Source organism: Actinocorallia longicatena (genome assembly GCF_039534125.1).
In the GTDB taxonomy this organism is placed as follows: domain Bacteria; phylum Actinomycetota; class Actinomycetes; order Streptosporangiales; family Streptosporangiaceae; genus Actinocorallia; species Actinocorallia longicatena.
The window spans coordinates 1-26,700 of the sequence record NZ_BAAAUV010000035.1; the positions used below are offsets into that span (position 1 = coordinate 1).

Annotated in this window: 24 protein-coding genes; 7 read left to right on the top strand and 17 right to left on the bottom strand. The window is 73.0% G+C overall.

Features of this window, described 5'->3' with window-relative positions; genetic code table 11:
* Window positions 1-446: 446 nt before the first annotated feature.
* The gene (locus tag ABD785_RS36745; RefSeq protein WP_344838112.1) at window positions 447-1,016 is read right to left on the bottom strand and encodes a hypothetical protein; all 570 of its coding nucleotides are present in this window, start codon (window positions 1,014-1,016) and stop codon (window positions 447-449) included.
* A 177-nt stretch (window positions 1,017-1,193) separates the two neighbouring features.
* Between ABD785_RS36745 and ABD785_RS36750 the strand changes: the two genes are divergently transcribed.
* Complete coding sequence (locus tag ABD785_RS36750) at window positions 1,194-1,472, top strand: helix-turn-helix domain-containing protein (protein ID WP_344838116.1); 279 nt, start codon at window positions 1,194-1,196, stop codon at window positions 1,470-1,472.
* Window positions 1,473-1,518: 46 nt separating this feature from the next.
* Here ABD785_RS36750 and tuf read toward each other — a convergent pair whose 3' ends face one another.
* Together tuf and ABD785_RS36760 are read right to left on the bottom strand one after the other, a co-directional pair.
* On the bottom strand, window positions 1,519-2,703 hold the full coding sequence (gene tuf / locus ABD785_RS36755; RefSeq protein ID WP_344838119.1) for an elongation factor Tu: 1,185 nt from the start codon (window positions 2,701-2,703) through the stop codon (window positions 1,519-1,521).
* A gap of 195 nt (window positions 2,704-2,898) precedes the next feature.
* Window positions 2,899-3,414, bottom strand: coding sequence for an NADPH-dependent F420 reductase (locus ABD785_RS36760; RefSeq protein WP_344838122.1), 516 nt, complete (start codon window positions 3,412-3,414; stop codon window positions 2,899-2,901).
* A 152-nt stretch (window positions 3,415-3,566) separates the two neighbouring features.
* Here ABD785_RS36760 and ABD785_RS36765 point away from each other — a divergent pair, with 152 nt between their 5' ends.
* Window positions 3,567-3,995 (top strand): DUF6010 family protein, encoded by a 429-nt coding sequence (locus ABD785_RS36765; protein WP_344838125.1) that lies wholly within the window; start codon window positions 3,567-3,569, stop codon window positions 3,993-3,995.
* An 87-nt stretch (window positions 3,996-4,082) separates the two neighbouring features.
* Here the strand turns inward: ABD785_RS36765 and ABD785_RS36770 are convergent, their stop codons facing one another.
* Together ABD785_RS36770 and ABD785_RS36775 are read right to left on the bottom strand one after the other, a co-directional pair.
* Window positions 4,083-4,484 (bottom strand): VOC family protein, encoded by a 402-nt coding sequence (locus tag ABD785_RS36770; protein WP_344838129.1) that lies wholly within the window; start codon window positions 4,482-4,484, stop codon window positions 4,083-4,085.
* 71 nt (window positions 4,485-4,555) lie between these two features.
* Window positions 4,556-7,174, bottom strand: a complete 2,619-nt coding sequence (locus ABD785_RS36775; RefSeq protein ID WP_344838134.1) for a helix-turn-helix transcriptional regulator — start codon at window positions 7,172-7,174, stop codon at window positions 4,556-4,558.
* Between the two features lie 88 nt (window positions 7,175-7,262).
* Between ABD785_RS36775 and ABD785_RS36780 the strand changes: the two genes are divergently transcribed.
* From ABD785_RS36780 to ABD785_RS36795, 4 genes are all read left to right on the top strand, one after another.
* A complete protein-coding gene (locus ABD785_RS36780; protein ID WP_344838136.1) occupies window positions 7,263-7,610 on the top strand; it encodes a nuclear transport factor 2 family protein in 348 nt (115 codons plus the stop codon).
* Between the two features lie 36 nt (window positions 7,611-7,646).
* On the top strand, window positions 7,647-9,005 hold the full coding sequence (locus tag ABD785_RS36785) for an MFS transporter (protein WP_344838141.1): 1,359 nt from the start codon (window positions 7,647-7,649) through the stop codon (window positions 9,003-9,005).
* A gap of 139 nt (window positions 9,006-9,144) precedes the next feature.
* A complete protein-coding gene (locus ABD785_RS36790; RefSeq protein ID WP_344838146.1) occupies window positions 9,145-11,034 on the top strand; it encodes a PhoX family protein in 1,890 nt (629 codons plus the stop codon).
* A gap of 84 nt (window positions 11,035-11,118) precedes the next feature.
* The gene (locus tag ABD785_RS36795) at window positions 11,119-11,640 is read left to right on the top strand and encodes a DinB family protein (RefSeq protein ID WP_344838149.1); all 522 of its coding nucleotides are present in this window, start codon (window positions 11,119-11,121) and stop codon (window positions 11,638-11,640) included.
* A 3-nt stretch (window positions 11,641-11,643) separates the two neighbouring features.
* On the opposite strand, the gene ABD785_RS36800 is transcribed toward ABD785_RS36795, so the two are convergent.
* The 12 genes from ABD785_RS36800 to ABD785_RS36855 form a co-directional block, all read right to left on the bottom strand.
* Window positions 11,644-12,507 carry a spermidine synthase gene (locus ABD785_RS36800; protein ID WP_344838153.1) on the bottom strand — a complete coding sequence of 288 codons (864 nt, stop codon included), beginning with the start codon at window positions 12,505-12,507 and terminating at the stop codon, window positions 11,644-11,646.
* 21 nt (window positions 12,508-12,528) lie between these two features.
* The gene (locus tag ABD785_RS36805; protein ID WP_344838156.1) at window positions 12,529-13,206 is read right to left on the bottom strand and encodes a purine nucleoside phosphorylase YfiH/LACC1 family protein; all 678 of its coding nucleotides are present in this window, start codon (window positions 13,204-13,206) and stop codon (window positions 12,529-12,531) included.
* A 223-nt stretch (window positions 13,207-13,429) separates the two neighbouring features.
* Window positions 13,430-13,909: a helix-turn-helix transcriptional regulator gene (locus ABD785_RS36810; RefSeq protein WP_344838159.1), complete on the bottom strand. Its 480-nt coding sequence runs from the start codon at window positions 13,907-13,909 to the stop codon at window positions 13,430-13,432.
* 26 nt (window positions 13,910-13,935) lie between these two features.
* On the bottom strand, window positions 13,936-14,622 hold the full coding sequence (locus ABD785_RS36815) for an ABC transporter ATP-binding protein (RefSeq protein ID WP_344838161.1): 687 nt from the start codon (window positions 14,620-14,622) through the stop codon (window positions 13,936-13,938).
* A gap of 1 nt (window position 14,623) precedes the next feature.
* Window positions 14,624-16,405 carry a dipeptide/oligopeptide/nickel ABC transporter permease/ATP-binding protein gene (locus ABD785_RS36820; RefSeq protein WP_344838164.1) on the bottom strand — a complete coding sequence of 594 codons (1,782 nt, stop codon included), beginning with the start codon at window positions 16,403-16,405 and terminating at the stop codon, window positions 14,624-14,626.
* Complete coding sequence (locus tag ABD785_RS36825; RefSeq protein ID WP_344838166.1) at window positions 16,402-17,337, bottom strand: ABC transporter permease; 936 nt, start codon at window positions 17,335-17,337, stop codon at window positions 16,402-16,404. The genes ABD785_RS36820 and ABD785_RS36825 overlap by 4 nt, the downstream gene beginning before the upstream one ends.
* Window positions 17,338-18,918 carry an ABC transporter substrate-binding protein gene (locus ABD785_RS36830; RefSeq protein ID WP_344838168.1) on the bottom strand — a complete coding sequence of 527 codons (1,581 nt, stop codon included), beginning with the start codon at window positions 18,916-18,918 and terminating at the stop codon, window positions 17,338-17,340.
* A 34-nt stretch (window positions 18,919-18,952) separates the two neighbouring features.
* A complete protein-coding gene (locus tag ABD785_RS36835) occupies window positions 18,953-20,629 on the bottom strand; it encodes a PucR family transcriptional regulator (protein ID WP_344838171.1) in 1,677 nt (558 codons plus the stop codon).
* A gap of 52 nt (window positions 20,630-20,681) precedes the next feature.
* Complete coding sequence (menC, locus tag ABD785_RS36840) at window positions 20,682-21,794, bottom strand: o-succinylbenzoate synthase (RefSeq protein ID WP_344838173.1); 1,113 nt, start codon at window positions 21,792-21,794, stop codon at window positions 20,682-20,684.
* A 7-nt stretch (window positions 21,795-21,801) separates the two neighbouring features.
* Window positions 21,802-22,581, bottom strand: coding sequence for a GNAT family N-acetyltransferase (locus ABD785_RS36845; RefSeq protein ID WP_344838175.1), 780 nt, complete (start codon window positions 22,579-22,581; stop codon window positions 21,802-21,804).
* A gap of 76 nt (window positions 22,582-22,657) precedes the next feature.
* Window positions 22,658-23,749 (bottom strand): M20/M25/M40 family metallo-hydrolase, encoded by a 1,092-nt coding sequence (locus ABD785_RS36850; protein ID WP_344838177.1) that lies wholly within the window; start codon window positions 23,747-23,749, stop codon window positions 22,658-22,660.
* A complete protein-coding gene (locus ABD785_RS36855) occupies window positions 23,746-25,071 on the bottom strand; it encodes a serine hydrolase domain-containing protein (protein WP_344838179.1) in 1,326 nt (441 codons plus the stop codon). Before ABD785_RS36855 ends, ABD785_RS36850 begins: the two co-directional genes overlap by 4 nt.
* Window positions 25,072-25,095: 24 nt before the next feature.
* Here ABD785_RS36855 and ABD785_RS36860 point away from each other — a divergent pair, with 24 nt between their 5' ends.
* Entirely contained in the window at window positions 25,096-26,625 is a 1,530-nt protein-coding gene (locus ABD785_RS36860) for an N-acyl-D-amino-acid deacylase family protein (protein ID WP_344838181.1), read from the top strand.
* Window positions 26,626-26,700: the final 75 nt, after the last annotated feature.

The following is a 26,700-nucleotide window of genomic DNA, read 5'->3' on the forward strand; positions in this document are numbered from 1 at the left end:
CATTATTTTGGCACTGACTTTTAGCACGCTGTTGAGTTCTCAAGAAACGAGCCCGTGAAGTTCCGGCCCTTTCAGGCGTTTCCCTCGCGGTGTGTTTCTAATTTAGCAGGTTCTTCGAGGGAGTCAAACCGGCGATTTTCGCGCCATTTGATTCCCCGACCCGGAATCCGCACACAGAAAAATACCATTACGAAGACACCACGATGGACGTCGTTCGTTCGGGTCTGACTGGTGGAAGTCCCGCCGGGGCCGGCCACCTTGCGGCGTCCTGCATCCCCTTCTCCGGGTCGGCCTGACCAATGTAGCCGCGGCGAGCTTCTGCTCGCAGAGGTTTTCGTTGATCGGCTCGCTGAGCTTACGCACGCTCCGGGGCGACGTCAAACGCACACGCCACAGGTTTCCCCCACACCTCAGTGGTCCCCGCACACCTCGGGGTTCCCCACGTCTCAACCTTCGGTGTTCCGGCTCTCGGACGGAGTGACCATCCGGACTGTGGCGAAGACGTAGTCGCGGAGGGCCTCGAGGTCGGAGGGCAGCGGCGACCCGTCCCACATGAAGATGACGTCCCTGTCCCGGCCGCGCAGCTCCAGGTAGCGCCTGCCCGGCGGGACCAGGCCCGCGGCGTTCGGCGCCGGGTGGAGTTCGCGGACGCCGAGGGCCAGGTCGACCGCGTAGGGCCGGGACGGATCCTCCGGCGACGGATCCTCCGCCGGCGTGGACCGTGAGGGCGTCCGGGACGTTCCCGGCGGCGGGGCGATGAGCGGGCGGGCGTTCTCGTCGAGGAGCGGTTCCCCCGCACCGTCGAGGAAGTCCCGGCAGGAGCCGGGCCTCCAGCCGAGGACCTTCTCCACCCTGCTGTAGGTGAGTCCGCGGACGTTCTTGCCCGCCTCGACCCTCCCCCAGGTGACGGCGCTCATGGAGATGGACTGGGCGGCCTCGTCGATCGTCGCGGTGAACGACTCCCGCCGGCGGCGCACCAGCTCGCCGAGGAGCCTGTACGCCTCTTCGTTGGTCACCTCCCCAGAATGTCAGACACGGCTAGGCACAGGTAGGCATAGCTTCGTTTTCGATGGCCGATCGGGGCGCGCTGCTGGAGTGGTCAGGCCACGCCCCCTGCCGGTCGGTGACATGCCCGGGGGTGTTCCTATGTGAAAGTGCTTGTAGCTGTGCCTAGATGAACTTAGACTGGGGCCATGGACAGCAACACCACGCCCACGACCGTCGAGGTCAACGGGTTCGCTTTCCGGGAGATCCGGATCCGCTCCGGTGTTGACGCGGGCCCCTGTGCCGCTGCCGCGGGCATCGACCGCTCCTATCTGAGCCGCCTGGAGACCGGGGCACGGGTGCGGGTCAGTCCCAGCACGCTCGCGCGTCTGCTCGAGGCCCTCCAGATCCGGGACCGCCGGGCGATCCTCGCCGACCCGCACGGCACCCCGTCCGACGCCACCGAGACGGAGATCGGCGTGGCGTGAAGTGACCGGGGGACGTGGACGTGCCACGTCCCCCGGGGCGGACCGCTCAGTCGAGCAGGGCGGTGACGAAGCCCGCGCCGACCGTGCGGCCTCCTTCGCGGATGGCGAAGCCGAGGCCCTCGGAGAGGGCGACCGGGGAGGCCAGGTCGACGGTCATCGTGACGGAGTCGCCGGGGAAGGCGACGCCGTCGTCCGGCAGGGTGAGCGCGCCGACCAGGTCGGCGGTCCTGATGTGGAACTGCGGGCGGTATCCGGTCGCGATCGGCCGGGAACGACCGCCCTCGGCGGCCGTCAGCAGCCGGACGTCCGCGGTGAAACGGGCGTGCGGGCTGACGCTGCCGGGGGCCGCGACGACCTGGCCGCGCCTGACCTCGGTGCGCTGGACACCGCGGAGCAGGAGCGCGGCGCTGTCACCGGCCTCGGTGTGCGGCATGGAGTGGCCGAACGTCTCGAGGCTCGTGCAGGTGACCGTGCCGGCCTCCGCGCCGAGGCCCACGACCTGGATCTGCTCGCCGACGGCCAGCGAACCCTGGTCGACGACGCCCGTCACGACCGTCCCGCGGCCCTTGATGGTCATCACGTTCTCGATCGCCATGAGGAACGGGACGTCCAGCAGGCGGGCCGGGACCGGGATGTGGGCGTCGACGGCGTCCAGGAGGTCGCCGATCCGCGCCGACCAGTAGGGGTCGCCCTCGAGCGCCCGCAGCCCGGAGACGCGGACGACCGGGGTGTCGTCGCCCGGGTAGCCGTACTCGGTGAGCAGGTCGCGGATCTCCAGCTCCACCAGGTCGAGCAGCTCGGGGTCCCGCACCGCGTCGGCCTTGTTGAGGGCGACGACGAGGTGACCGACCCCGACCTGCCTGGCCAGCACGATGTGCTCGCGGGTCTGCGGCATCGCGCCGTCCTGCGCCGAGACCACGAGGACGGCCCCGTCCACCTGGGCGGCACCGGTGATCATGTTCTTGACGTAGTCGGCGTGACCGGGCATGTCCACGTGCGCGTAGTGGCGGGTGTCGGTCTCGTACTCGACGTGGGCGATGTTGATGGTGATGCCGCGGTCGCGCTCCTCGGGGGCGCGGTCGATCCGCCCGAACGGGACGGCCCTGGCCAGGCCGCGCTCGCTGAGGACCTTGGTGATCGCGGCGGTCAGGGTGGTCTTGCCGTGGTCGACGTGGCCCATCGTCCCGATGTTGAGGTGCGGCTTCGTGCGGCCGTAGAGCTCCTTGGCCATGGCTGTTCTCTCTTCTGCGTGGAGTGCATGCGAGAACCGAACTGGATCCCACCTCCCTCCGCTGGTTCTCAGAGGACGAGGCGGAGGAAGGTCACAGTTCGAGGCCGTCGAACGCAGCCGCGAACGCGCCCGCTGCTGCGGGCGAGAGGGTGGCGACTGCGGTGAACATGGATCTGAGGATAGGAAGCGGACGGGTCAGGAGTCCACGGGTTTTTCCAGCGTCGACCAGAGCTCCAGGAGCCGGTCGAGGAGGTCGTACTGGGCGGGGCCGAGCGGGACCGGGGTCAGGTCGCAGTCGCGGATGAGGCGTTCGACCGTCGGGCGGTCGGCCTCTTCGGCGCTGTAGAAAAGGTCGGCGTGGGCTCCGCGGTCGGCGAAGCTCCGCCAGGCCAGGGCGTTGAAGGCGCGGGCGTAGCGGGCGCCGGGGGCGAGGATGGCGAACTCCGCGGCGCTGTGGGTGGGGCCGTCGCCGTCGTGCTTGTTGGTGCCGTCGATGACGATCTTGGCGTCGAGGGCCGGGGCGTGCTCGCGGAGGAAGTCGGCGACCGCGGCGCCGGGGATCGCGAGGATCACCGCGTCGGCGCCGTCGAGGGCGATCTTGATCGCGTCCTCGGGCGTGCGGGAGCCGTAGCGGACCAGGTGGCCGGCGACGGTCAGCGCTTCGCCGAGGGCTCTGCCGGCCGTGCCCGTGCCGATGACTGCGACGTCCATCCGACCTCCAGCGCCATGGACAGGGCAGGATCTTACTTCGCCGCCGTCCACCTGGGACGATTCGCGGGCCGTTTCGGACGAGTTCCCCATGATTCGTGACATGGTGCGCCTCGTCCGAGGGGCCGGGGGCGGTGGCGTCCTACTGTCGGCGCATGACCACTCCCCCGATCGAGGCCGACCGCTGGCTGACCACTCCGCAGGCCGTCGCCGCCGGGCTCGCCGGCGCGGCCGCCCATCTCGCGTTGATCGCGCTGCTCCCCCACGGCCGGGCCGTGCAGGCCGTCGCGCTGGGCGTGGCCCTCTGCTACGGGATCTACCTGGGATTCGCGATGACGCGCGGGACCCCGCCCGAGCTCCTGATCGAGCTGGCCTTCGTCTGCGCGGGCGTCGCACTCGCCTGCCTCGGCCTGTGGCACGATCCGCGCTGGCTCGCCCTGGCCTGGGCCCTGCACGGCGGATGGGACCTCCTCCACCACCGCGACCACCACGTCCTCGGAACACGCGGAGTCCCCCGCTGGTACGTCCCGGCCTGCGCGGCCTTCGACTTTCCCGTAGCCCTGTCGATCCTGCTCGTCCTCTGACGTCGGTCATGCTCGTCCTCTGACGAAGAGTCGAAGCGCGGCGGCAGGCCCGCCGGGTCGCAGAGTTCGCCGAGGCTCTGCGCTCCGTCAGGGCTCGTCCCTGTGGCAGACGGCCTCGAGCATGAAGCCGTCGGGGCCGGTCCAGAAGACCGCGAAGTAGCCTTCGTGGTACTCGGCGAACTCGCGGGGCTGATGGACGACGTCGTCCCCGCGGGCCACGGCCCATGCGTGGACGCGGTGCACGTCGGCCCGGCTCTTCACCATGAACGCCAGATGCTGGAGGCCCGGCTCGTGCCGTGAGTACTCTCCCCGCTCCAGCGCCGGGTAGAAGAACAGGTACGTCCCGTGCTTCCCTCCGGCCGGCCGGTAGGAGAACTGGTCCGGCCCCTCCACGAACGGCTCGTACCCCACCAGCGGCATCAGCGCGGCGTAGTACTCCCGCGCCCCGTCGAGATCGCTGACGTTCACACCCAGATGACCAAGAGGCATGCCCCCCATCCTGCCCTGCCCATGGAGTCGTCTCTCTCGTGCTCCGTCACGACGATGTCCGAGCCGGTGGGTTAGAGGGTGAGGGCGGGGAGGTCTGTTCGGGAGGTTATGCCCAGTTTCGGATAGGCCTTGTAGAGGTGGTAGGCGACGGTCTTGGGGCTGAGGAAGAGCTGGGCGGCGATGTCCTTGTTGGACAGGCCCCGGGCGGCCAGGCGGGTGATCTGGAGTTCCTGGGGGGTCAGGGGGGAGGACGCCGGGGCGGTGGGGGCGGGGGCCGGGGTGCCGGTGGCCTCGAGTTCCAGGCGGGCGCGGTGGGACCAGGGGGCGGCCGAGAGGGTGGTGAAGAGCTCCAGGGCGCGGGTGAGGTGGGGGCGGGCCTCGGCCTTGCGGCGGGAGCGGCGGAGGTGCTCGCCGAACAGGAGGTGGGTCCTCGCCTCCTCGAACGGGCGGGAGGAGTGGGCGAGTGCCTCGCGGTAGCGGGGGGCCGGGTCGTCCGACAGGAGGGCCTGGTTGCGGTGGTGGATCGACAGGGCCCAGGGCTGGGCGACCCGGTGGGCCCAGGCGGCGAAGCGGGCGGCGGCGGCCGTCACGGCGGTGCGGTCGCCGGTGCGGACGGCCGCCTCGACCAGGTCCGGATCGGAGCGCGTGGCGCTGATCTGGTGGGGCAGGCCGGTGGCGTGCAGTTCGGTCAGGCGGGCCAGCGCCGACTCCGGGCGGCCCTGACCCAGGTCGAGCAGGGCCAGGGCCCAGCGCGTCCAGGTGTATCCGGCGGCGGGCGTGCCGGGGGCCGCCGCGGACAGGGCGGCGGCCACATGGGCGCGGCAGCCCTCCTCGTCGCCGGTCAGCGCCGCGATGTAGGCGGCGACCGAGCTCGCCTGGCCGGCCGGGAGCAGGGCGCCGATGTCGTGGCCGATCCGGACGGACTCGGCGAGGCTGATCTCGGCGTCGCGGAGGCGTCCGGTGAAGAGCTCGGCCTGGGCCTGGAAGCACAAGAGCTGCGGAAGCGCGCCGATCGCGCCCGCGCCGCGCGCCTCGGCTGCCAGGGAGGCCGTCAGGGCGTGGATCTCGGTGTCCTGGCCGGTCGCGAAGCCCGCACCGGCCAGCAGGGTGAGCTCGCGCACCGTCGCGCCGTCCGCCCGCGCCTCGAAGGCGGCCCGGCCGAGCGACGGGGGCGTGTCCCGGACGGCCGCGACCAGGGACGCCGCCAGCGGTGCGCCGTGCGGTTCGAGCCGTTCGACGATATCGCTGAGCTGGGGTTCGCCCAGGAACCAGGCGGTGTGGAAGGCCTGGCACAGCATGCGGGCGGCCTGGACGGGATCGGCGATGTCCGCGCCCGCCAGCAGCAGGTCGTGGGCGGTCGGATAGTTGCCCTGCGCCAGCCAGGCCAGCGCCTCCACATGGGCGATGCGGGCCTGGATCTCCGGATCCGAGGTGTAGGGGAACGACTGCTCGGCCAGGGCCACGGCGCGTTCCATCTGGCCGGCGTCCGCGCCGGTCTCGGCGGCGCGCAGCAGCCGGATCGCCCGGTCCGCCGGGACGGGCGTCAGCCGGGCGGCCCGCTCGAAGGCGGCGGAGGCGGCACCGTAGCCGTTGCGGTCCCTGGCGCGCAGGGCCGAGGCCTCCAGCGCGGCGGCGACCTCCTCCGACGGGGCGGTGGCCGCGGCGGCGAGCTGCCAGGCCCTGCGGTCGGCGACATCGGGGTCGGTGAGGGCCGCGGCGAGCGCCGCGTGGGCCCTGAGCCGCAGGTCGAGCGGGGCTTCCCGGTAGACGGCCGCCCTGACCAGCGGATGGCGGAAGGTCAGGCGCTGGCCGTCGAGCCGGACGAGGGTGCCGCCCCCGTCGCCCGCCGACGGCAGGTCGGAGGGGCCGGCGCCGAGGGCCCCGGCGGCGGCGAGGATCACCGGCAGGTCGCCGGTCTCCTCCGCGGCGGCGACGAGCAGCAGCACCCGGGTCCGTTCGGGCAGTCCCGCGACGCGTCCGGCGAACGCCGCCTGCAATCGCGCGGTCAGCGGCAGCGACGGATCTCCCGCCGACACCACCGACGGCAGCTCCAGGAGCGCGAGCGGGTTGCCGTGCGACTCCGACAGCACCCGGTACCTGACGGCCGGATCGAGGTCGCGGGGCAGCAGCGCGGCGGCGTCGGCCGGTTCGAGGCCGCCCAGCCGCAGCTCGGGCAGGCCGGGCGCGGCGAACCCGTCGTCGCGGGCGGCGAACACGATGACCACGCCCTCGGCGTGCAGGCGGCGGGCGGCGAACAGCAGGGCCTCGGCGGAGACGCCGTCCAGCCACTGGGCGTCGTCGACGAGCACCAGCAGCGGCGCGCCGTCCGCGACCTCCGCCAGCAGCGACAGCACGGCCAGGCCGACGAGGAGCCGGTCGGCGGGGGCGTCGGAGGCCAGGCCGAAGGCGCCGGACAGGGCGGCGCGCTGGGGTCCCGGCAGGCGCGGCAGCAGCGGCAGGGCGGTGCGGAGGATCTGGCTGAGCCCGGCGAAGGGCAGCTCCGCCTCGAACTCGACGCCGCCGCCCCGCAGGACGCTCATCCCGCCGCGCTCCGCGGCCGCCCACTCCAGCAGCGCCGTCTTGCCGATGCCCGGCTCGCCGCGCAGGACGAGGGCGGCGCTGGTGCCGTCCCCCGCCGCGTCGAGGAGGGACGCCAGCTGCTTCTGCTCGGGAGACCGGCCGACCAACATGGATCGGACGATACCCAACCGAAGACCAGCATCCGCTACCTAAGCAGTACCGATTCCGGCGAAAGCCCAGGTCCGTAGCGTTCGGGCCATGGAAATCATCAAGAACTACCTCGAAGCCTGGAACACCACCGACGCCGCCGCCCGCCGCGCCCTCCTCCAGGAGGTCTGGGCCGAGGACGGCACCTACACCGACCCGCTGGCCGACGTCGCGGGCGTCGACGGGATCGACGCCGTGATCGCGGCCGTCCAGGAGCGGTTCGCCGGGCTGGTGTTCACCCTCGGCGGCGACGTCGACGCCCACCACGGCCTCGCCCGCTTCACCTGGCACCTCGGCCCCGAGGGCGGCGAGGCCCTGGTCGTCGGGTTCGACGTCGCGGTCATCGAGGACGGCCGGATCAGGCACGTCCTCGGCTTCCTCGACAAGGTCCCGGCCTGACCCCCCCCCCCCACGAGACTGCCGAGGAGCGGTTCGATGAGCCTTCAAGCGGAGACCGCCGCCGGGACGGCACCGGCGGCGCGGACCGGCCCGGTCCTGCCGGTGCTGATGACCGCCACCTTCATGACGTCGCTCGACTTCTTCATCGTCAACGTCGCGATGCCGTCCCTCCGGACGGAGCTGCACGCCGGGACCGCCCAGCTCCAGTGGGTCGTCGCCGGGTTCGGCCTGGCGCTGGCCGCCGGGCTGATCACCGGCGGGCGGCTGGGCGACCTCTACGGGCGCCGCCGGGTGTTCGCCGCCGGGCTCGCCCTGTTCACCGCCGCGTCCCTGGTCTGCGGGGTGGCGCCCGGCCCCGGCGTCCTGATCGCCGGACGGGTCCTGCAGGGGCTCGGCGCCGCGCTGATCCAGCCGCAGGTCCTCGCGATCCTCAGGACGTCCTTCCACGGGCCCGCGCAGGGCAAGGCGTTCAGCGTGTACGGGCTCACACTCGGGCTCGGGGCGGTGTTCGGGCAGCTCATCGGCGGGGTGCTGATCCAGCTTCTGGACTGGCGGTGGGTCTTCCTCATCAACCTCCCGATCGGGATCGTCGCGCTGGTGCTCGCCCGCCGGATCCCCGAGTCGGCCGATCCCTCGGCCCGGCTCGACCCGGTCGGCGCCGTGCTCGTCACGACGGCGCTGGCCGGGCTGGTCCTGCCGCTGATCGAGGGCAGGGAGCAGGGCCGGCCCGCCTGGACGTGGCTCAGCCTCGCCGGATCGGCCGTCCTGTTCGCGGTGTTCGTCACTTACGAGCGGCGCAGGGCCTCCCCCCTGGTCGACATGACGCTCTTCCGGGAGCGGGCGTTCACCGTGGGGCTCGCCGCCCAGCTCGTCTACTTCCTCGGGATGGCGTCCTACTTCCTGATCCTGGCGCTGTACCTCCAGGACGGGCTGGGGCTCACCGCGCTGGAGAGCGGGACGGCCTTCCTCGCGATCGGCATCGGCTACATGGGCACCTCGATGGTCGCCCACCTGCTCAAGGAGCGGCTCGGCCGCCAGGTCATCGCGGCCGGGGCGTTGATCATGGTCGCCGGGCTGGCCCTGATGTACGCGGCGGCCGGGCACGGCATCGGGCCGCTGCTGCCGGGGATGGCCGTCGACGGAATCGGGATGGGCATGGCGCTGGCCCCGCTCACCACGACCATCCTGGAGCGGGTCACCCCCCGGCACGCGGGGGCGGCCGGCGGGGTCCTGTCGGCCTTCACCCAGGTCGGCAACGCGCTGGGCGTCGCGCTCATCGGGATCGTCTTCTACCACTTCACCGACATCACCGACGGATTCCGGGAGGGGCTGCTCGCGCTGATCGTCCTGGAGCTCGTCCTGGCCGGGGTCATCCAGTTCCTGCCCAGGCGCTGACCCGCCCGCCGCGCGGACGCCGCCGTTCACCGAACGGCGGCGTTCGCGCACCGTTCACGCGGCGTTCTCCGCGCATTGTCCGGCAGCGTCCAGGCTCGCGAGTGCTCAAGCCTCAGGTCATACGAAGGACGAAGAAGACATGACGCGCGTCAACGTGGACGTAGACCCCGACGACATCCCGGTGAACCCCTCGCGGAACCGGCACTTCCAGGACGTCCTGTCGCGCCGGTCGCTGCTGAAGGCCGGGACGGTCGTCGGCGCGGCGGGCTTCCTCGGCGGGACCGCGATGTCCGGCGGAGCGGCCGTCGCCGCCGCGGGCAAGCCGCTCCTCGGCTTCAAGGCCGTCCCGACGAGCAGCGCGGACGCCGTGGTCGTCCCCGACGGCTACTCCTCGCAGGTCCTGATCCCCTGGGGCACCCCGATCCACTCCGGCGGGCCCGCCTTCAAGAAGGACGGCTCGAACACCGCCGCCGAGCAGGCCCAGCAGATCGGCGCCCACCACGACGGCATGCACCTGTTCCCGATCAGCGACAAGCACGGCCTGCTCGCGCTCAACCACGAGTACATCGACACGACCCTGCACTACGCCGACGGCAGCGCGGTCATGACCCGGGAGAAGGTCGACAAGGCCCTGGCCGGGCACGGCGTGAGCATCGTCAAGGTGCGCGACCGGCGCGGGACCTGGATCGTCGAGGACTCCAAGTACAACCGGCGCGTCCACGGGGCGACCCCGGTCGCCTTCTCCGGCCCGGTCAAGGCCGACCACCCCGAGCTCCGGTCGAACAACGCGCCCCTCGGGACGCTCAACAACTGCTCGTCCGGCGCGACCCCGTGGGGCACCTACGTGACCTGCGAGGAGAACTGGAACGGCTACTTCGGCACCGACGACCCCACCTGGGCCGCCACCGCCGAGCAGAAGCGCTACGGCGTGGCCGCGGCCGGGTTCGGCTACGGCTGGCACAAGGCCGACCCGCGCTTCGACCTGGTGAAGAACCCGAAGGAGCTCAACCGCTTCGGGTGGTGCGTCGAGATCGACCCGTTCGACCCGAAGTCGACGCCCGTCAAGCGCACCGCGCTCGGCCGGATCAAGCACGAGGGCGCGACGTTCGCCGAGGCCTCCGACGGCCGGGTCGTCGTCTACACCGGCGACGACCAGGACGGCGAGTACATCTACAAGTACGTCTCGGCCGAGCGCTGGAAGAACTCCGCGAAGAAGGGCCGGTCGCCGCTCGACGACGGCACCCTCTACGTCGCGAAGTTCAACGACGACGGTTCCGGCTCCTGGATCCCGCTGGTCTTCGGCCAGGGCGCGCTCACCGCGGCCGGCGGCTGGAAGGACCAGGCCGACGTCCTGATCCGCACCCGCACCGCCGCCGACGCCCAGGGCGCCACCCGGCTGGACCGGCCCGAGTGGATCGCGGTCCACCCCGAGACCGGCGAGGTCTACGCGACCCTGACCAACGGCGTCGGCAACGGCGGCAAGGTCAACCCGCGCAAGCCCAACCCCTACGGCCACATCATCCGCTGGAACGAGTCCGGCCACGACAACGGCGCCCTGACCTTCACCTGGGACGTCTTCCTGCTCGCCGGCGACCCCGCCTACGACCCGGCCGCCGCCGCTCTGGGCGCCGACGACATCTTCGGCTCCCCCGACGGCCTCGGCTTCGACGGCGACGGCCGGCTCTGGATCGAGACCGACATCTCCAACACCTCGCAGAACCTGGCGTCCAAGGGCTACGACCACATCGGCAACTGCGCGCTGCTGGCGTCCGACCCGGCGACCAGGGAGATCAAGCGGTTCCTGACGATCCCGCGCGGCGCCGAGGTGACCGGGGTGACCTTCACCCCGGACTTCAAGGCGATGTTCGTCAACATCCAGCACCCCGGCGAGGCCTCGACGGCCTGGGGCGCGCCGACCCCGGCCGACCCCCGCGCCGTCTCCAACTGGCCCGACTTCGACCCCGACGGCCGCCCCCGCTCCGCGACGGTCGTCATCACGAAGAACGACGGAGGGAAGATCGGAACCTGACGATCACGGGAGCCGCACTCGTGGCCGTCCTGGCACCGGCCGTCCTCCGGCGGATCGCCCGCGAGCGATCTGTAAGGTTCGTTCGTGAGCATCACACCTGACGACAAGAACTGGACCTGGGTCGTCGAGCGCGCCTGCCCCGAGTGCGGGTTCGACGCCTCCGCGATCGACGTCGGCGACGTGGCGGGGCTGCTCGCGGCGAACTCCGCCGAGTGGCACGCGCTGCTGAGGTCGCCCGGGGCGCACGACGTCCGGCCGGTGCCCTCGAAATGGTCGGCGCTGGAGTACGGATGCCATGTGCGGGACTGCATCCGGATCTACGACTACCGGCTGCGGCGGATGCTGGAGGAGGACGGGCCGTCCTATCCCGGCTGGGACCAGGACGCGACCGCGGTCGAGGAGCGGTACGGCGAGCAGGATCCGGTGACCGTCGCGGACGAGCTGCTGGAGGCGTCCCGCTCGCTGGAGGCGCGCTTCGCCGGGGTCACGGGCGAACAGTGGCGGCGGACGGGGCACCGGAGCGACGGCGCGTCCTTCACGGTCGAGACCTTCGCGCGGTACTTCATCCACGATCCGATCCACCACTGGCACGACGTGCGAGGCTGAGGGTCAGTTGAAGATCGACGCCGGGGGGACGGGCGCCTCGACCTCGTCGCCGTCGTGGATCGGGGCGTAGCCGGAGGCGAAGCGGGCCAGCTCCTCGTGGTCGAGGCAGCGGGCCGGGATGGGCTTGCCCGCGCTGATCCGCGTCAGCGAGGCGATCGGCAGCCCGGTGCGGGAGCCCGCGAGGACGAGGTTGCCGAAGCGCCGGCCGCGCAGCACCCCCGGCTCGGCCAGGAGCAGGGTGTGCGGGAACACCGACTGGACGGTCGCCGCGAGCCGCCGGGCGAACGACAGGCGGGACCCGTCGGCGACGTTGACCAGCAGGACCCCGTCGGCGCGCAGGACCCTGGCGACGTCCTCGACGAACTCGCGCGAGGCCAGGGCGGTCGGCATGACCGCGCCGGAGAAGGCGTCGAGGACCACGAGGTCGTCGGCGCCCGCGGGAAGGGCGGCGACGCCCTCGCGGCCGTCGCCGATCCTGACCTTGAGCCCGCGGACGGACTTCAGGTCGAGCTGGTCGCGGACGAGCTGGACCAGCTTGCCGTCGAGCTCCAGGACGACCTGCCGGGAGCCCGGCCGGGTGGTGCCGATGTAGCGGGCCAGAGTGCAGCCGGCCCCGCCCACGTGGACGGCGTCCAGCGGGCCGTCGTCGAGATGGTCGACGACGTCACCGAGCAGGCGCATGTACTCGAAGTCCAGGTAGCGGGGATCGTCGAGATCGACATAGGACTGCGGGACCCCGGCGATCGTGATCACCCAGCCGCCGTCGCGGTCGGGATCGCGCACCAGCTCCGCCTCGCCCTGGGCGATCGGGTAGCGCCCCTCCGCGGGACGGTCCGCCGCCCGCCTGGCACCACCTGATCGGCTCATGCCGTCAAGGGTAGTCAGCGGTCAGGCGGGCTCCAGCCAGACGAGTCCGGCGAACCGGCCGGTCACGCCGTCGCGGCGGTAGGAGTAGAGCTCGGGAGCCTCGATCGTGCAGCGGGGGTCGTGCTCGACGGTGACGTCCAGGGCGGCGAGCTGGACGGCCAGGGCCGCCCGCAGGTCGAGGGCCGGAGTGCCCCAGCTCGTGGTGGACCTCATCGGCTCGGGCGCCTCCGCCCGCATGGCCTCGGGGACCTCGTAGCAGCGCCCGCAGGCCGCGGGGCCGATCAGGGCGGTCATCGGGCCGGTGGCGCCGGCCGCGCGCATGGCCTCGACGAGGGCGGGGCCGACGCCGAGGAGGGTGCCGACCCGGCCCGAGTGGGCGGCGCCGACCATGTTCTCCGCCCCGACGAGGATCGCCGGGCAGTCGGCGCCGAGCGCGCCCAGGGCCAGCCCCGGCACGTCGGTGAAGATCGCGTCGCATTCGGGGAGATCGCCCCGCGGGAGGCGCTCGACCCGGGCGCTGTGGATCTGCCGCATGAACGCCAGCCGCTCGACGCCCAGCTCGGCGGCCGTCTTCTCCCGGTTCCTCGCGACCGTCGCGGGATCGTCTCCGACGTTGCCGCCCAGGTTCCGGCCGCCGTAGGGGGCGGCGCTGAAACCGCCCGACCGATCGGTGACGGCCGTCCGCACTCCAGGGATCATGCGTCCAGGATAGGACCGCGCGGCCCTCCGCTCGGGGGTCGCGAAGAGCCGCGCGGAGTTCCGGGGCTGTTTCGAGGTCGGCGTCCGTAGCGAGCGGCGTCCAGGTGCGTGCCTCGCGGGGGCGGAGGAGGGAGTCGACCTGGTTGGGTCGGCGACCGACGACAACCCCGCGAGGTGCGTGCCTGGACGCCGCGCAGTAGGACAGTTGGCCTCGAAACAGCCCCTATGCGGCGAGCCTTCCCTGGAAGGGGAGGAAGGCGTCGGCGCGGTGGGGGCGGGCCTGGAGCTCGGTCGGCTCGACGGCGAGGAGGCGGTCGAGGCGGAAGGCGCGGATGCCCCTGCGGAGCCTGCACCAGCCGACGAGGTACCAGTGGTCGCCGTGGACGAGCGTGGTGACGGGCTCGACCTCGCGGTGCGAGACCCGGCCCTGCTCGTCGGCGTAGTGGACGCGGACGACGCGGCGTTCGCTGATCGCGGTCGCCAGGACCTTGGCGCGCCTGGCCGTCTCGACGTCGAGCGGGTCGAGGAGGGTGGCGAACGCCCGGGCGTCGACGAGGCCGCTCTCGGCGAGATGCGCGAGGGCGCGGCGTGCTGTGACGGACTGGGGACCGGCGCCCAGATGCGCGAGGGACAGCGCGAGCGCGGCGAGTTCGGCGGCGGACAGGTTCATGATCTCCATACCCGGGAGGGTCATCGTGCCCATGCCACAATATTAGCACAAATGTTCGATCACGGCACCCGTGGAACGGCCTCCAGCAGGGCTTTCGTGTACTCGTGCCCCGGTGAGCCGATGACCTGTCCGACCGTCCCGGACTCCACGATCCGGCCCTCCCGCATCACCAGGATCCGGTCGCACACGTACCTCACGACCGCCAGATCATGGGAGATGAACAGCACCGACAGCCCCAGGTCCCTCCGCAGTTCCTTCACCAGGTTCAGCACGGCGCCCTGCACCGACACGTCCAGCGCGGAGGTGATCTCGTCGGCGACGACCAGATCGGGCCGTGCGCCGAGCGCCCTGGCGAGCGCCACCCGCTGGCGCTGGCCGCCCGACAGCTCACGGGGATAGCGTCCGGCGAGCCCGGCGTCCAGGCCCACCTGGGCCAGCAGCCGCCGGGCCTCGGCCGCCCGCCGCTCCCCCTTCTCCCGGACGCCCTCGGCGACCGCCCGTCCGACGCGCATCCGCGGGTTCAGGGAGGCGTAGGGGTCCTGGAAGACCATCTGGACACCGCCGCGCCGCACCCCCTCGACCGTCCCGGTGCGGGGGACGAGGCCGACCAGCGCCCTGGCGACGGTCGACTTCCCCGACCCCGACTCCCCCACCAGGCCGACGATCTCCCCCGGCCCGACCTCGAAGGACACCCCGTCCACCGCGAGGAACCGCCCGTACCGGACGCTCAGCCCGTCGACCCGCATGTCAGCCCTCCTCGTGGGGGTGGTGGCAGGCGACCCCGGAGACGAGCTCGGGGCGGACCGCGCAGTCCTCGGCCGCCGACGGGCAGCGCGGCGCGAACGCACAGCCCGGCGGCACCTCCTCCGGCGACGGCTGCCGGCCGGGGACGGTCACCAGCGGCACCGACCTGTCGGTGTCCAGGTCGGGCAGCGAGGCGACCAGCGCCCGGGTGTAGGGGTGGCGGGCCCGCCGCAGATCGGCGGCCGGAAGGTCCTCGACGATCCGGCCCGCGTACATGACCAGGACGCGGGTGCAGAGCGTCGCGACGACGGCCAGGTCGTGGGAGATGAGCAGGGCGGCGGCCCCGGTGTCGTCGTTGACCTCGGCCAGCAGGTCGAGGACCCGGCGCTGGACGGTGACGTCCAGGGCGGTGGTCGGCTCGTCGGCGACCACGAGCTTCGGCGTGCCCATCAGGCCCATCGCGATGACCGCCCGCTGGCGCATCCCGCCGGACAGCTCGTGGGGGCGCTGCCGCGCCCGGACCCCGGGTTCGGGCAGGTGGACCCGGCCGAGCCGGTCGACGGCCCGCTTCCACGCCTCGGCCCGCGAGGCGTCCTGGTGGGCGGTGGCGACCTCGGCGAGCTGGGAGCCGACCCGCAGGGCGGGGTTCAGCGACGCCATCGGGTCCTGGAAGACCATCGCCAGGGCGGTGCCGAGTTCGCGGCGGGAGTGCGCGGCGAGCGGGCGCCCGTCCAGGATGATCTCGCCGAGGACCCGGCCGGGGTGCGGGACCAGGCCGCCGATCGCGAGCGCGGTCAGGGACTTGCCGCTGCCGGACTCGCCGACGAGCCCGGCGAGCTCTCCGTGGGCGAGGTCGAAGGACACGTCGCGGACGGGCGTCACCGCCCCGAACCCGACCGTCAGGTTCCGGACCGACAGCACCGCCGCCCCGGGGAGAGGCCCGCGTCCGATGGGGAGATCGACGCGGGGCTCACCGCGGGGCGGCGAGGCGGTGCGGGCGGCGGCGCGGGCCAGCGACTCCCCGGCCAGGGCGAATCCGGTACCGGCCAGCGCGACGGCCAGCGCGGGACCGGCGATCACCTCGGGATGGATCTGGACGCGGGGCAGCGCGTCGTGCATCAGCCGCCCCCAGTCGTAGTCGAGGGGCTGGACTCCGAGGCCCAGCAGGGAGAGCGTCGCGAGGCCGAGCAGGTTGTAGCCGAGCTGCGCGGTGATCGAGAGGATCACCGGCTCGGCGATGTTCGGCAGGATGTGCCGGACCAGGATCCGGGGCCGGGAGACCCCGAGGACCCGGGCGGCCCGCACGTAGTCGGCGGCCCCTACCGAGGCCGCCAGGGTCTGGGTGACCCTGGCCAGCGCGGGCGCGGCGGCCAGCCCGATCCCGACGACCGCCCCGCGCGCCCCGGCGCCGGTGATGATCGCGCCGAACATGGCCAGCAGGAGCCCGGGGAAGGCCACCAGGAAACTGATCGTCGCGGAGACCGGCCGGGCCGCACGCGACGGCAGCACGGCGGGCAGCGCCCCGAGCGGGACGCCCAGCACGACCCCGAGCAGGGTCGCCAGGCCCGCCAGCTCCAGCGTCAGCCGGGACGCCGCGAGAGTGCGGGCGAGCATGTCGCGGCCCGCGTCGTCGGTGCCGAGGAAGTGGGCGGAGCCGTGGCCCTCGACGATGTGGTCGGGGTCGATCCGCGCGGCGGCGTCGCCCCACACCCACGGCCCCGCGACGGCCAGCGCGAGCGTCGCCAGCACCAGGACGAGCCCGGCCCGCGCCGGAAGGGATCTCATCCGGTCTCCCGCAGGGTCGAGCGCGGGTCGAGCGCGACCAGCAGCAGGTCGACCGCGAAGACCACGGTCAGCGCGATGATCCCGTAGACGAGGATCGAGGCCTGGGCGAGGGCGTAGTCCTTGTTGACGATCGCGTCGACCATGGCTCCGCCGAGCCCCGGCCAGCGGAACACGTTCTCGATCACCACCGAGCCCGCGAGCAGCGACGACAGCACGGTGCCGCCGGACGTCAGGGCGGCCGTGAGGGTGTTGGGCAGCAGATGCCGCAGATGGATCCGGTGGACGGGCAGCCGCTTGGCGCGGGCCAGTCGGATGTAGTCCGACGACAGCTCCCTGACGGCCTCCAGCCGGACGTACCTGGCCAGCAGCGCGATCGGGCCCGCGGCCATCGCGGCGACCGGCATGACGAACGACGACGGCCCGCTCCGCTCGGCGGGCGGCAGCCATCCGAGCCGGTTGGAGAACAGCCAGATCATGAAGACGGCCAGCAGGAACTCCGGCAGCACGGTGAGGATCCCGGTCACCGAGGAGAAGGCCAGCTCGGTGCGCGGGCTCCGGCCGTGCTCGGTGCGGGCGGCCGTCCACATGCCGAGCGGCACGGCCACGGCGAACGCGACCACGATCGCCGGCAGGACGAGCTGGAGCGTGGCGGGCAGCCGGTCGGCGACCATCTCCCCGGCGGGCTGCCGGGTGAGGGCCGAGACGCCGAAGTCGCCGGTCGCGACCTTCCCCAGATAGGTCCAGAGCTGGTCGAGGACCGGCCGGTCCAGCCCGAGCTCGGCCCGCCGCGCCGCGACGGCGTCGGCGGGCGCGGTCGGGCCCATCGCGGCGCGGACCGGGTCGCCGGGGATGAGGTGGAGCATGGCGAAGGAGGCCAGCACCACCAGCACCGCCGAGATCGCGAACCTGGCCGCGCGCCGCACGAGGTACACCTACTCCGCCAGCATCCTGATCGAGGTCGGCCGGACGATGCCGCCGATCACGTCGAGGGTCGCGCCCTTGCTGGCGACGAGCTGGGTCGGCTGGGAGACCGGGACGACGTCCAGGTTCCTGACCAGGGAGGCCTCCGCCGTGGTCCACGCCGGGCAGCCCGGCGCCCCGACGGTCTTGGCCGCCTCGCCGCTGAGCCTGACGTACTCGGTGTTCTTCAGATGGGCGAAGTTGGAGCCCTTGGCGTCCGGGAACGGGCCGGACAGGTAGCCGGTGAGCTGGGTCGGGAGGCTGAGGCCCAGCGGCACCCAGGCCAGGTCCCAGTCGCCGGTGCTGAACAGCGACTCGGCGTACTTGGCGTCGGCCGAGCCGGCCAGCTTCGTCTCGACGCCGATCGCCTTGAACCGGGTGGCGACGTACTCCATGCCCGCCTGGACGCCCGGTCCCGCCGAGGTCGAGTAGGCGATGCGGAGGGTCAGTCTCCTTCCGTCCCTGGCGCGGACGCCGTCGGCCCCGGCCTTCCAGCCCGCGGCGTCCAGGGCGGTGCCCGCCGCCGCGGTGTCGGTCGCGGGCAGGTTGCCGGTGACGCTGTCGCCGCGGCACGGGTCGGGGGCGAGGGAGGTCAGGTGGGTGGGGGCCGCGGCGTTGCCCTGGCCGGTGATCTTGCGCAGGTCGGCGAGGTCGAGCGACTGGATCAGGGCCTTGCGGACATCGAGGGCGTTCCCCGGCCGGTCGTCGCCCTGGTGGAAGAACAGCTCGCCGATGCCGTCGGGGGCCGAGCCCTTGTGGATGCCGGGGATGATCTCGACGCGCTTGCGCTCGGCGCCGGTGAACTGGCCGCCCGACAGGCCCCCGGACGTCACCAGGTTGGCCGCGGTCGACTCGTCCTTGACGACCTTGAGCGTCACGGTGCCGGGCATCCCGTCGACGATCCCGCCGCCGTCCGGGCCCCACGCGTAGCCCTTGCGGACCTTGAACGTGTAGTGGTCGCCCGCGACCTTCTCGGTCAGCTCGTAGGGACCGGAGCCCGAGGTGGAGTCCTTGAGCAGCGAACGGTCGGCGAGGCCCTTGCCGCACACCACGTAGACGGCCGTCATGCTCTCGAGGAGGAACGGGTTCGGGGCGGCCGTGGCGAGGCCGACGGTGCCCGCGGCGTCGTCGGCGGTGGCCTTCATCCCGGCCGGGATGAGGACCCCGAGCAGGGACGCCTTGTTCTTCGGGTCCGCCAGGTAGTTCATCGAGTCCGCGACGGTCCTGGCCGTGACGGGTGAGCCGTCGGAGCAGGTGACGCCCTTGCGGAGGGTGAAGGTGACCTTCTCGGGCCCGGCGTCCCACTTCTCCGCCAGCCCGGGGATGATCTTCCCGGTGGCGTCAGAGTGGACCAGGGTGTCATAGGCGAAGCCGAGCACGGTGTTGGTCGAGCCGAGGACCGCGGTCGCCGGTTCGAGCACGCCGGGGTCGGCCGGGATGGCATAGGTGAAGGTGCCGTCCTTGACGACCTCGGGGGCTTTCCCCTTGTCGTCCGAACCGCACGCGGTCGTGCCGAGCGCGAGCGCTACGGCGATGGCCAGAGGCTTCTTCATGACGGGACTCCAGTCGGGGGCCTGGGGGGATCCTTCACACTCGCGGGCTCCGGCCGTGGTCCGCATCGTCGGATCTCCCAAGGCGGTGGGCGTTCCCTGTACTTCCCGACAATCCGCCGGGTTCGTACATTCTCAGCTGGAGCATGACCTCCAGCCGGGCGCGGGGGTCGGTGAGGTCGAGCCCGGAGATCTCGCTGATCCTGCGCAGCCGGTACCGGAAGGTGTTCGGATGGATCTGGACGGCCGCGGCGGCCTCGTTGATGTTCCCGAAGGCGTCGAGGTAGGCGGCGAGGGTGGGCAGGAGGTCGCTGCCGTTGTCCGCGTCGTGGGTGCTCAGCCGCTCGTAGGCGCCGGTCGGGGGCTGCTCCTGGGCGATGACGAGATCGCCGAGCTGGAGCAGGAGCGAGTCGAAGTGGACGTCGCGGAAGCTCGCGGCCGTCCCGGTGGCGCGGCGGCTGCGCAGCACCCGCAGGGTCCGGTCGGCGTCGTCGCGGGAGCGGGCGATCTCGGTGATCGAGCCCGCCGGGCGGCCGACCCCGATGTTGGCCGCGTGCCGGCCGCCGACCCTGGCCAGGAAGTCCTCCGCGACCTGGACGGCCCGTGCCTCGTCGCCGGGGAGCGGCAGGACCGCGTAGGCGATGGTGCCGACGAGCGCGGCGGACGCCTTCGGGTGGATGGCCCCGATGTGCAGGGCGAGGGCGTCGCAGAAGCGCTGGCGCTCGCTCTCGGCCCTGGCGACGTCGAACCGGCGGGGCTCGTCCGGCGGGGACCCGTCGTCGTCGCGGGGCTCGCGGGTCAGCCGGGCGGCCAGGACGCAGACGCGGGACGTCGCGAGGTCGAGCCTGGCGGCGGCCTCCGCGGCCTGGTCGCCGCCCGCGAGGACCGTCGCGAGGAGGTCGGCGCGCAGCCGGCGCTGGGCGTCGGCGCCCGTGCGCTGGCGGAGCAGGTGCAGGGCGACGATCTTGGCGGCGTCGGCGAAGGCCGCGCTCCGACCGGCACTGAGCGGCTCGTGGACGGCCGCCCACATGGAGCCGAGGATCTCGTCGCCCGCGCGGACGGCGATCGCGACCCGCGGAAGCATCCCCTCGACGTCGAGGAAGAGGGGCTCGCGCGACTGGTAGAGCCGGCGGAAGAAGCCCATCTCCTCGTAGAGCTGCACGAACCGCTCGGGCACCTGGCGGCCGAGGATCGTCTCGACCCGGTACTCGTCGGCCTCCTCCTGCCGCATGGAGTAGGCCAGGACGCGCGAGGAGCGGTCCTCGATCGTCACGGGGGCGCCGAGGAGCTCGCAGACGGCGTTGGCGACGGAGAACAGGTCGGTCTCGTGCTCGGTCTCGCCGACCTCGCCCTCGGCCAGCAGCGAGCGGAGCAGCGCGGCGATCTGCGCCCAGGACGCGGCCCTGGTCAGGCCGAGCAGCGCGACCCCCGTCTCCCTGACCCGCGCCTGGAGCTCCGGCCCCGGCGGGCTGAGCGACTTCACGACCAGGCCCGCGGCGCCGAACCCGCCGAGCCTCCCCAGCAGGGCGGCGATGGTCTCCTCGCCCTCGACCCCGATGCCGAGCAGCAGCCCGCCCGGCGCGACGAGCATCTCGTCCAGGGGATCGTAGATGTGGACGCCCGTGACCTGCCCCGCGGGCTCGCCGGGCAGCGCCGTCACGCCGAGCACCGTCGAGCCCAGGTCCTCCAGAACGCGTTTCAGCCCCGTCGCCATGATCCTTAACGTACGGGTCCGGGGCTTTCGCGCGCCAGACGCTCTCCCTCGATCAGGGCCGGGAGTATCCGGCTCCCGCCGGGATGTACTCGGTGCGGACCGTGCGGGCCTTGAGCACGGTGAGGTCGGGGACGACGCCGAGGCCCGGGCCCGCGGGGACGGTGAGGCGGCCGTCGGCCAGGACGAAGGGGTCGGTCAGGTCGGCCGCGTAGTAGCGGGACGAGGCCGAGGTGTCGCCGGGCAGGGTGAAGCCGGGCAGGGCGGCCAGGGCGACGTTGGCGGCGCGGCCGATGCCCGTCTCGAGCATTCCGCCGCACCAGACGGGGACGCCGTGCGCGACGCAGACGTCGTGGATCCGGCGTGCCTCGAGGAAGCCGCCGACCCGGCCCGGCTTGATGTTGACGACGGCGGCGGCGCCCCGGGTGATGGCGTCGGCGGCGATCCGGGCCGAGGTGATCGACTCGTCCAGGCAGACGGGGGTGGTGATCCGCCTGGCCAGCTCGGCGTGCCCCGCGATGTCGTCCTCGGGGAGCGGCTGCTCGATCAGCAGCAGGCCGAACGGGTCCATCTTCGCCAGATGGGCGGCGTCGGCGAGGGTGTAGGCGGTGTTGGCGTCGGTCTGGAGCGGCAGGTCGGGGTGGCGTTCCCGGACCGCGCGGACCGGCTCCAGGTCCCAGCCCGGTTCGATCTTCAGCTTGACGCGGCGGTAGCCCTCGGCCACGTAGGCGTCCACGGCGTCGAGGAGCTCCGGAACCGAGTTCATGATCCCCACGGAGACCCCGGCGTCGACCTCGCCGCGGACCGCGCCCAGGAACTCGCCGAAGGAGGTGCCGCGCTGCCGCAGCCAGGCGTCCAGGAGGGCGGAGGAGACCGCGGACTTCGCCATCGGATGGCCGTGGACGGGCGCGAACGCCCGCTCGGTCCGCCACGGGTCGCCGGTCAGGCGGGGCAGCAGGAACTCCTTGATGACGTGCGCGGCGCCCGCCACGTACTCGGCGGAGTAGGACGGCTCGCTCATCGCGACGCACTCCCCCCACCCCTCGGCGCCGTCCGCGAGCACCCGGACGATCAGCACCTCTCGGTCGGTCTGGGTGCCGAACGAGGTGCGGAAGGGGGCGACCAGCGGCAGCTCCGCCCACCGCAGCTCGATGCCTTCGATCTTCACGCTTCCCTCACCTGCACGGTTCCTCCACGACGTAGTAGCCCTCACGGGTGATCCCCGTGATCCGATGGCCGGCCTCGAGCGCCGGTTCGAGCGCGGCCCGTACCGCCGTCCGCCAGTGCGCCGCGAGCGCGGGGCGCGCGGCGCGCAGCGCCTCGATGTCCGCCGGGATCGCCACCAGCGTGACCCCCGGGCCGGCGGGCGTCCCGGCGGGACGCCCGTCGAGGCCGAGGCCGATCCGGGCGCCCGCCCGCACCAGCGCCGCCGCCTCCGGCGGTTCCCCCGGCGGGCCCTTGTCCAGCTCCCAGGCGATGTGCAGCCGGTCGGACGGCGACCCGCTGTTGAGCCCGTCGTCCATGGTCCCGTAGAAGTCGGCGAGGTAGCCGTCGGGCAGCGCTCCGAGCACCTGGAGGTTGAAGTGGGCGTTGCGCCGCACCAGCGGGTCGAAGGTCCACTCGACCCGGCGGATGCCGCGCTCCAGCGCCCACTCGCGCTGGTGCCCCTTCAGCGCCCGGCCCACACCGAGCCCGCGCGCCCCGGCGGCGACCCCGGTGATGTGGGAGTGCAGCGCCCCGCCCCCGGTGAGGAACCCGGCGGCGACCCCGATCAGCGGGCCGCCCGCACGGGCGCCCGCCACATAGTTGCCGGTGAACGACCAGGCCCTGAGCATCCCGGGGGCGACCAGCGTGTGCCCCCACACCCCCGTGAGCAGCGATGCCGCCTCGTGGAGTTCGTCCACCCCGGTCAGTTCCGCCACTTCCACCCGGGCGTTCCCGGCGCTCGCGCTCACGTTCCCAGCGTGCCCACCGGCCTACGATGTACTCATCGTCCGAATTCCCAACCGGTAACGCGCTTTTTGTCCGATCTCACCATCGGGCGTCGTTGATCATCCCTGCGACCAGGGCGGACAGCAGCCGGGAGCGGGCGGGCATCTCCCGCAGGTCGAGCCACTCGCCCTCGGCGTGGGCGTTGCCTCCGACCGCGCCGAGCCCGTCCAGGGTCGGGACGCCCAGCGTCGCGGTGATGTTGCCGTCGGAGCCGCCGCCGACGGCCGCCTCCCGGAGCGGGGGCAGGCCCAGGGACTCCGCGGTCCGGGCGGCCCGCTCGTACAGCGCCGCGGCGGCCGAGCGCGGGAACGGCCCGCGGGAGGGACCGTCCACGACGGCGAGGGACGCGCCCGGCACCACGGGCACGAGGGCGTGCAGCGCGTCGTGGACCCGGGCGAGCTCGGCGGCCGTGAAGGCCCGGACGTCGATGGCCAGTGAGGCGGCGGCGGGGACCGTGTTGGCGGTGGTCCCGGCGCGGCTGGCCGCCGGGGTGACCGTCGTCCCGGCCGCCGGATCGGCCAGGGCGGCGACGGCCAGCGTCTGGTGGGCCAGTTCCAGCCCCGCGTTGACGCCGCGCTCCGGATCGAGGCCCGAGTGGGCGGCGCGCCCGGTGACGCGCAGGTCGTAGCGGGCCAGGCCCTTGCGGGAGGTCTTCAGGGCCCCGTCGGCGCTCGGCTCGGCGACCAGGGCCGCCTCAGCATGGGCGGCCAGCGCCTCGATCAGCGGACGGGACGTCACCGAACCCGTCTCCTCGTCGGAGGTGACGAGGAAGGAGACGCCCTCGCGGTCCGGCAGCGCGGCCAGCGCGTGGAAGGCCTGGACGAGCCCCGCCTTCATGTCGAAGCAGCCAGGACCCGTCGCGCGGTCGCCGTCGATCGTGAACGGCCACCGGGCCAGGGTGCCGAGCGGCCACACGGTGTCGTAGTGGCCGAGCACCAGGATCCGCGGCGTCCCGCTCCCCCACAGCAGATGCTCGCCGTGGACGGCCGGAGCCGCTCCGAGCAGGCGCTCGCCCAGCGCGGCGACCTCCTCACGGCAGGCCGCCAGGGCCTCGGCCGCACCGGAGGGCGACTCGGCGGAGACCAGGCGGGCCAGGTCCGCGGTCATCGCCGCGCCGTCGAAGGCCGTCATGCGACGCGGGGGTTGGCCCGGGCGCTGTAGTGCACGTAGGAGGTCCCGTCGGGCAGGTCGTAGAAGACGAAGGGGATCCAGGACGGGTCGCCCTCGGCGCGTCCGACGAAGGTGGTCTCGTCCACGGGGATCAGGTCGAGTTCCAGCGGGGGCGACAGCTCGGTCAGGCCGGGCGTGGTGACCTCGACCCTGGCGTGCAGGCCGGTGCCCTTCGTGGTGATCTCGGTGCGGACGTGCCTGCGGTCGTAGACGCCCGCGTAGCGTTCGACGTCCACATAGACCGGGCTGTCCGGCGGCCGGAGGGTCGGCCGTGGGGTGAGGCGCACCAGCTCCCCCGCCATCTCCTCGATGAGGCGCTGGCGCAGCGCCCCGTCGTGGCCGCCGTTGGTGCACAGGGCGATGACCAGGTCCCGGTCCGGGACGACCCACAGGGCGGACTGCTGGCCGATCGTGCTGCCGGAGTGCCAGAGGATCGGCAGGCCGTCCCACCAGTCGAGGATCCAGCCCAGGCCCCAGTGGCTGCCGAGGGAGTGCCGGTTGGGCAGCTCGACCTGCGGCCGTCGCATCTCGGCGGCGGACCTCGCCGACAGCAGCTCCGTGCCGAGGTGGGCGAGGCCGAAGGTGACGACGTCGGCGGCGCTCGCGCAGATCAGCCCGGCGGGGCCGATGGGGCGCATCAGCCCCCACTTCGGGGTCGGCGCCGTCTCCTTGCCGAGATGGCCGACGGCCGTGCGGTACAGCAGCGCCTCCTCCGGCAGGGTGACGGTGTGCCTCAGCCCGAGCGGCTCGATGATCTGGGTGCGCAGGGCGGCGTCCCAGACCTGGCCGGTCAGCCTCTCCACGATCCGGCCGAGGATCGGGAACGCGGCGTTGACGTAGGACTGGGTGGCGCCCATCGGATGGAGCTGGGTCAGCTCGGCGCAGGCCGCCACGTACTTCTCGAGGGTGTCGTCGCCGCGGCCGGTGTCGAGGAAAAGGTCGCCGTCGATGCCGGAGGTGTGCGTCAGCAGATGCCGGACGGTCACCGACCTGGTGACGTGCGGGTCGGCGACCCTGAACTCCGGCAACAGCTCGCGGACGGGGGTGTCGATCGTCAGCAGGCCCCGCTCGGCCAGGAGCATGATCTGGGTGGTCGTCCAGATCTTGGTGACGGAGCCGATCTGGAAGAGCGAGTCCGGGGTCGCCTCCACCCCCGTGCCCCGGTGAAGCACCCCCGCCGCGAACTCGTGCCGCTCTCCCCGGTGGGAGTAGGCGAGCGTCGCGCCGGGCACGCCGTACTCGGTGATCAGTTCGTTCAGACGCCTGCCCCAGGTATCGGTCACGGAAGGACACTAGTGTGCGTGTCCATGTTCGACCTAGTGCTCCGTGGCGGCGAAGTCCACGACGGGCTCGGCTCTCCGGCGGTCACGGCGGACGTCGCGGTCCTCGGCGGGCGCGTCGCCGCCATCGGCCGCGACCCCGGCCCCGCCCGCCGGACGATCGACGTGACGGGCCTGGCCGTCGCCCCCGGATTCGTCGATCCGCACTGCCACTCCGATCTGGTGCCGATGCTGCCGCAGGCGCAGCCGTTCAAGCTCCTCCAGGGGGTGACGACCGAGGTCAGCGGCAACTGCGGGTTCTCCTTCGGGCCGGTGACGGAACCGTTCCGGGAGCTGATGACGGCCTACGCGGGAGCGGAGGTCGGGGTCGGGTCGTTCGCCGAGCATCTCGCCGCCGTCGAGGCGGCGGGGCCGACCAACCACATGGCCACGCTGGTCGGCCACTCCACGCTGCGGATGGCCGTCGCCGGGTTCGACGCCGAACTCGGCCCGAAGGCGCTGGAGGAGATGTGCCGCCTCGCCGACGAGGCGTTCGCGGCCGGGGCCGCCGGGCTGTCGAGCGGGCTGATCTACCCGCCGGGCTCGTTCGCCGGGACCGGCGAGCTCGTCGCGCTCGCCAAGGTCGCGCACCGCCACGGCCGGCCCTACACGACCCATCTGCGCGACGAGGGACTCGGGCTGGCCGAGGCGCTGGACGAGGCGGTCGAGATCGCCCGCCGGGCCGGGGTCAGGCTCCAGGTCTCGCACTGCAAGGCCGCCGGACCGCGCAGCCACGGCGGCGCGGCCCTGCTGCTCGGCAGGCTGCGCGCCGCCCGCGCCGAGGGCGTCGACGTGCGCGGTGACCAGTACCCCTACCTCGCCGGGGCGACCACCCTGTCGGCCCTCGTGCCCCCGGCCGCGCTGGAGGGCGGGATCGACGCCCTGCGCGCCCGCCTCGCCGACGTCGGAGCATTGCGCGCCGCGGCCGAGGACCCCGAGGCCAGGACGGGCACCGGTCTGTGGCGCGACACCACGGCGGAGGGCGTCCTGATCGTCACCCACACCGACCCGTCCGTGGTCGGCCGGCGCCTGTCGGAGCTGCCGGGCGACCCGTTCGCGACGGCCTGCCGCCTGATCGCCGACGACCCGGCCGCCTCCATGGTCGTGACGATGATGGCCGAACCCGACGTACGGACGATCATGGCGGACCCGCTGATCGGCATCGGCTCCGACAACGGCATGCCGGTCGGCCTCGAGCACCCCCGCACCTGGGGCTGCTTCCCCGAGTTCCTCGGCACCTACGTGCGCGGCCTCGGGATCGTCCCGCTCGCGGAGGCCGTCCGGAAGATGACCTCGGCCAACGCCAGGATCTTCCCGCTGAGGGACCGGGGCGTCCTGCTGACCGGCGCCCACGCCGACATCACCGTCTTCGACCCGGCGACGGTCGGCCATCCCGGCACCTACGCCGTCCCCGACGCCCGGCCGACCGGGATCCCCTACGTCCTGCTGGAGGGCGTCCCGGTGGTCGAGGAGGGCGAGTTCACCGGAGGCAGGCACGGCCGGATGCTCCGCCTCTGAGCCTCCGGCGCCGAGGCTCCGCCGATTCCCCCGGTGGCGCGTCATTTGTCGGACCGTCCCACTACGCTTTCGGGT

Bases quoted from the DNA above. Each gene is read 5' to 3' on its own strand.
- ABD785_RS36750 (WP_344838116.1), top strand. From the start codon at position 1,194: ATGGACAGCAACACCACGCCCACGACCGTCGAGGTCAACGGGTTCGCT.
- tuf (WP_344838119.1), bottom strand. From the start codon at position 2,703: ATGGCCAAGGAGCTCTACGGCCGCACGAAGCCGCACCTCAACATCGGG.
- ABD785_RS36760 (WP_344838122.1), bottom strand. From the start codon at position 3,414: ATGGACGTCGCAGTCATCGGCACGGGCACGGCCGGCAGAGCCCTCGGC.
- ABD785_RS36765 (WP_344838125.1), top strand. From the start codon at position 3,567: ATGACCACTCCCCCGATCGAGGCCGACCGCTGGCTGACCACTCCGCAG.
- ABD785_RS36770 (WP_344838129.1), bottom strand. From the start codon at position 4,484: ATGCCTCTTGGTCATCTGGGTGTGAACGTCAGCGATCTCGACGGGGCG.
- ABD785_RS36775 (WP_344838134.1), bottom strand. From the start codon at position 7,174: ATGTTGGTCGGCCGGTCTCCCGAGCAGAAGCAGCTGGCGTCCCTCCTC.
- ABD785_RS36780 (WP_344838136.1), top strand. From the start codon at position 7,263: ATGGAAATCATCAAGAACTACCTCGAAGCCTGGAACACCACCGACGCC.
- ABD785_RS36785 (WP_344838141.1), top strand. From the start codon at position 7,647: ATGAGCCTTCAAGCGGAGACCGCCGCCGGGACGGCACCGGCGGCGCGG.
- ABD785_RS36790 (WP_344838146.1), top strand. From the start codon at position 9,145: ATGACGCGCGTCAACGTGGACGTAGACCCCGACGACATCCCGGTGAAC.
- ABD785_RS36800 (WP_344838153.1), bottom strand. From the start codon at position 12,507: ATGAGCCGATCAGGTGGTGCCAGGCGGGCGGCGGACCGTCCCGCGGAG.
- ABD785_RS36805 (WP_344838156.1), bottom strand. From the start codon at position 13,206: ATGATCCCTGGAGTGCGGACGGCCGTCACCGATCGGTCGGGCGGTTTC.
- ABD785_RS36810 (WP_344838159.1), bottom strand. From the start codon at position 13,909: ATGGGCACGATGACCCTCCCGGGTATGGAGATCATGAACCTGTCCGCC.
- ABD785_RS36815 (WP_344838161.1), bottom strand. From the start codon at position 14,622: ATGCGGGTCGACGGGCTGAGCGTCCGGTACGGGCGGTTCCTCGCGGTG.
- ABD785_RS36820 (WP_344838164.1), bottom strand. From the start codon at position 16,405: ATGAGATCCCTTCCGGCGCGGGCCGGGCTCGTCCTGGTGCTGGCGACG.
- ABD785_RS36830 (WP_344838168.1), bottom strand. From the start codon at position 18,918: ATGAAGAAGCCTCTGGCCATCGCCGTAGCGCTCGCGCTCGGCACGACC.
- ABD785_RS36835 (WP_344838171.1), bottom strand. From the start codon at position 20,629: ATGGCGACGGGGCTGAAACGCGTTCTGGAGGACCTGGGCTCGACGGTG.
- ABD785_RS36850 (WP_344838177.1), bottom strand. From the start codon at position 23,749: ATGACGGCCTTCGACGGCGCGGCGATGACCGCGGACCTGGCCCGCCTG.
- ABD785_RS36860 (WP_344838181.1), top strand. From the start codon at position 25,096: ATGTTCGACCTAGTGCTCCGTGGCGGCGAAGTCCACGACGGGCTCGGC.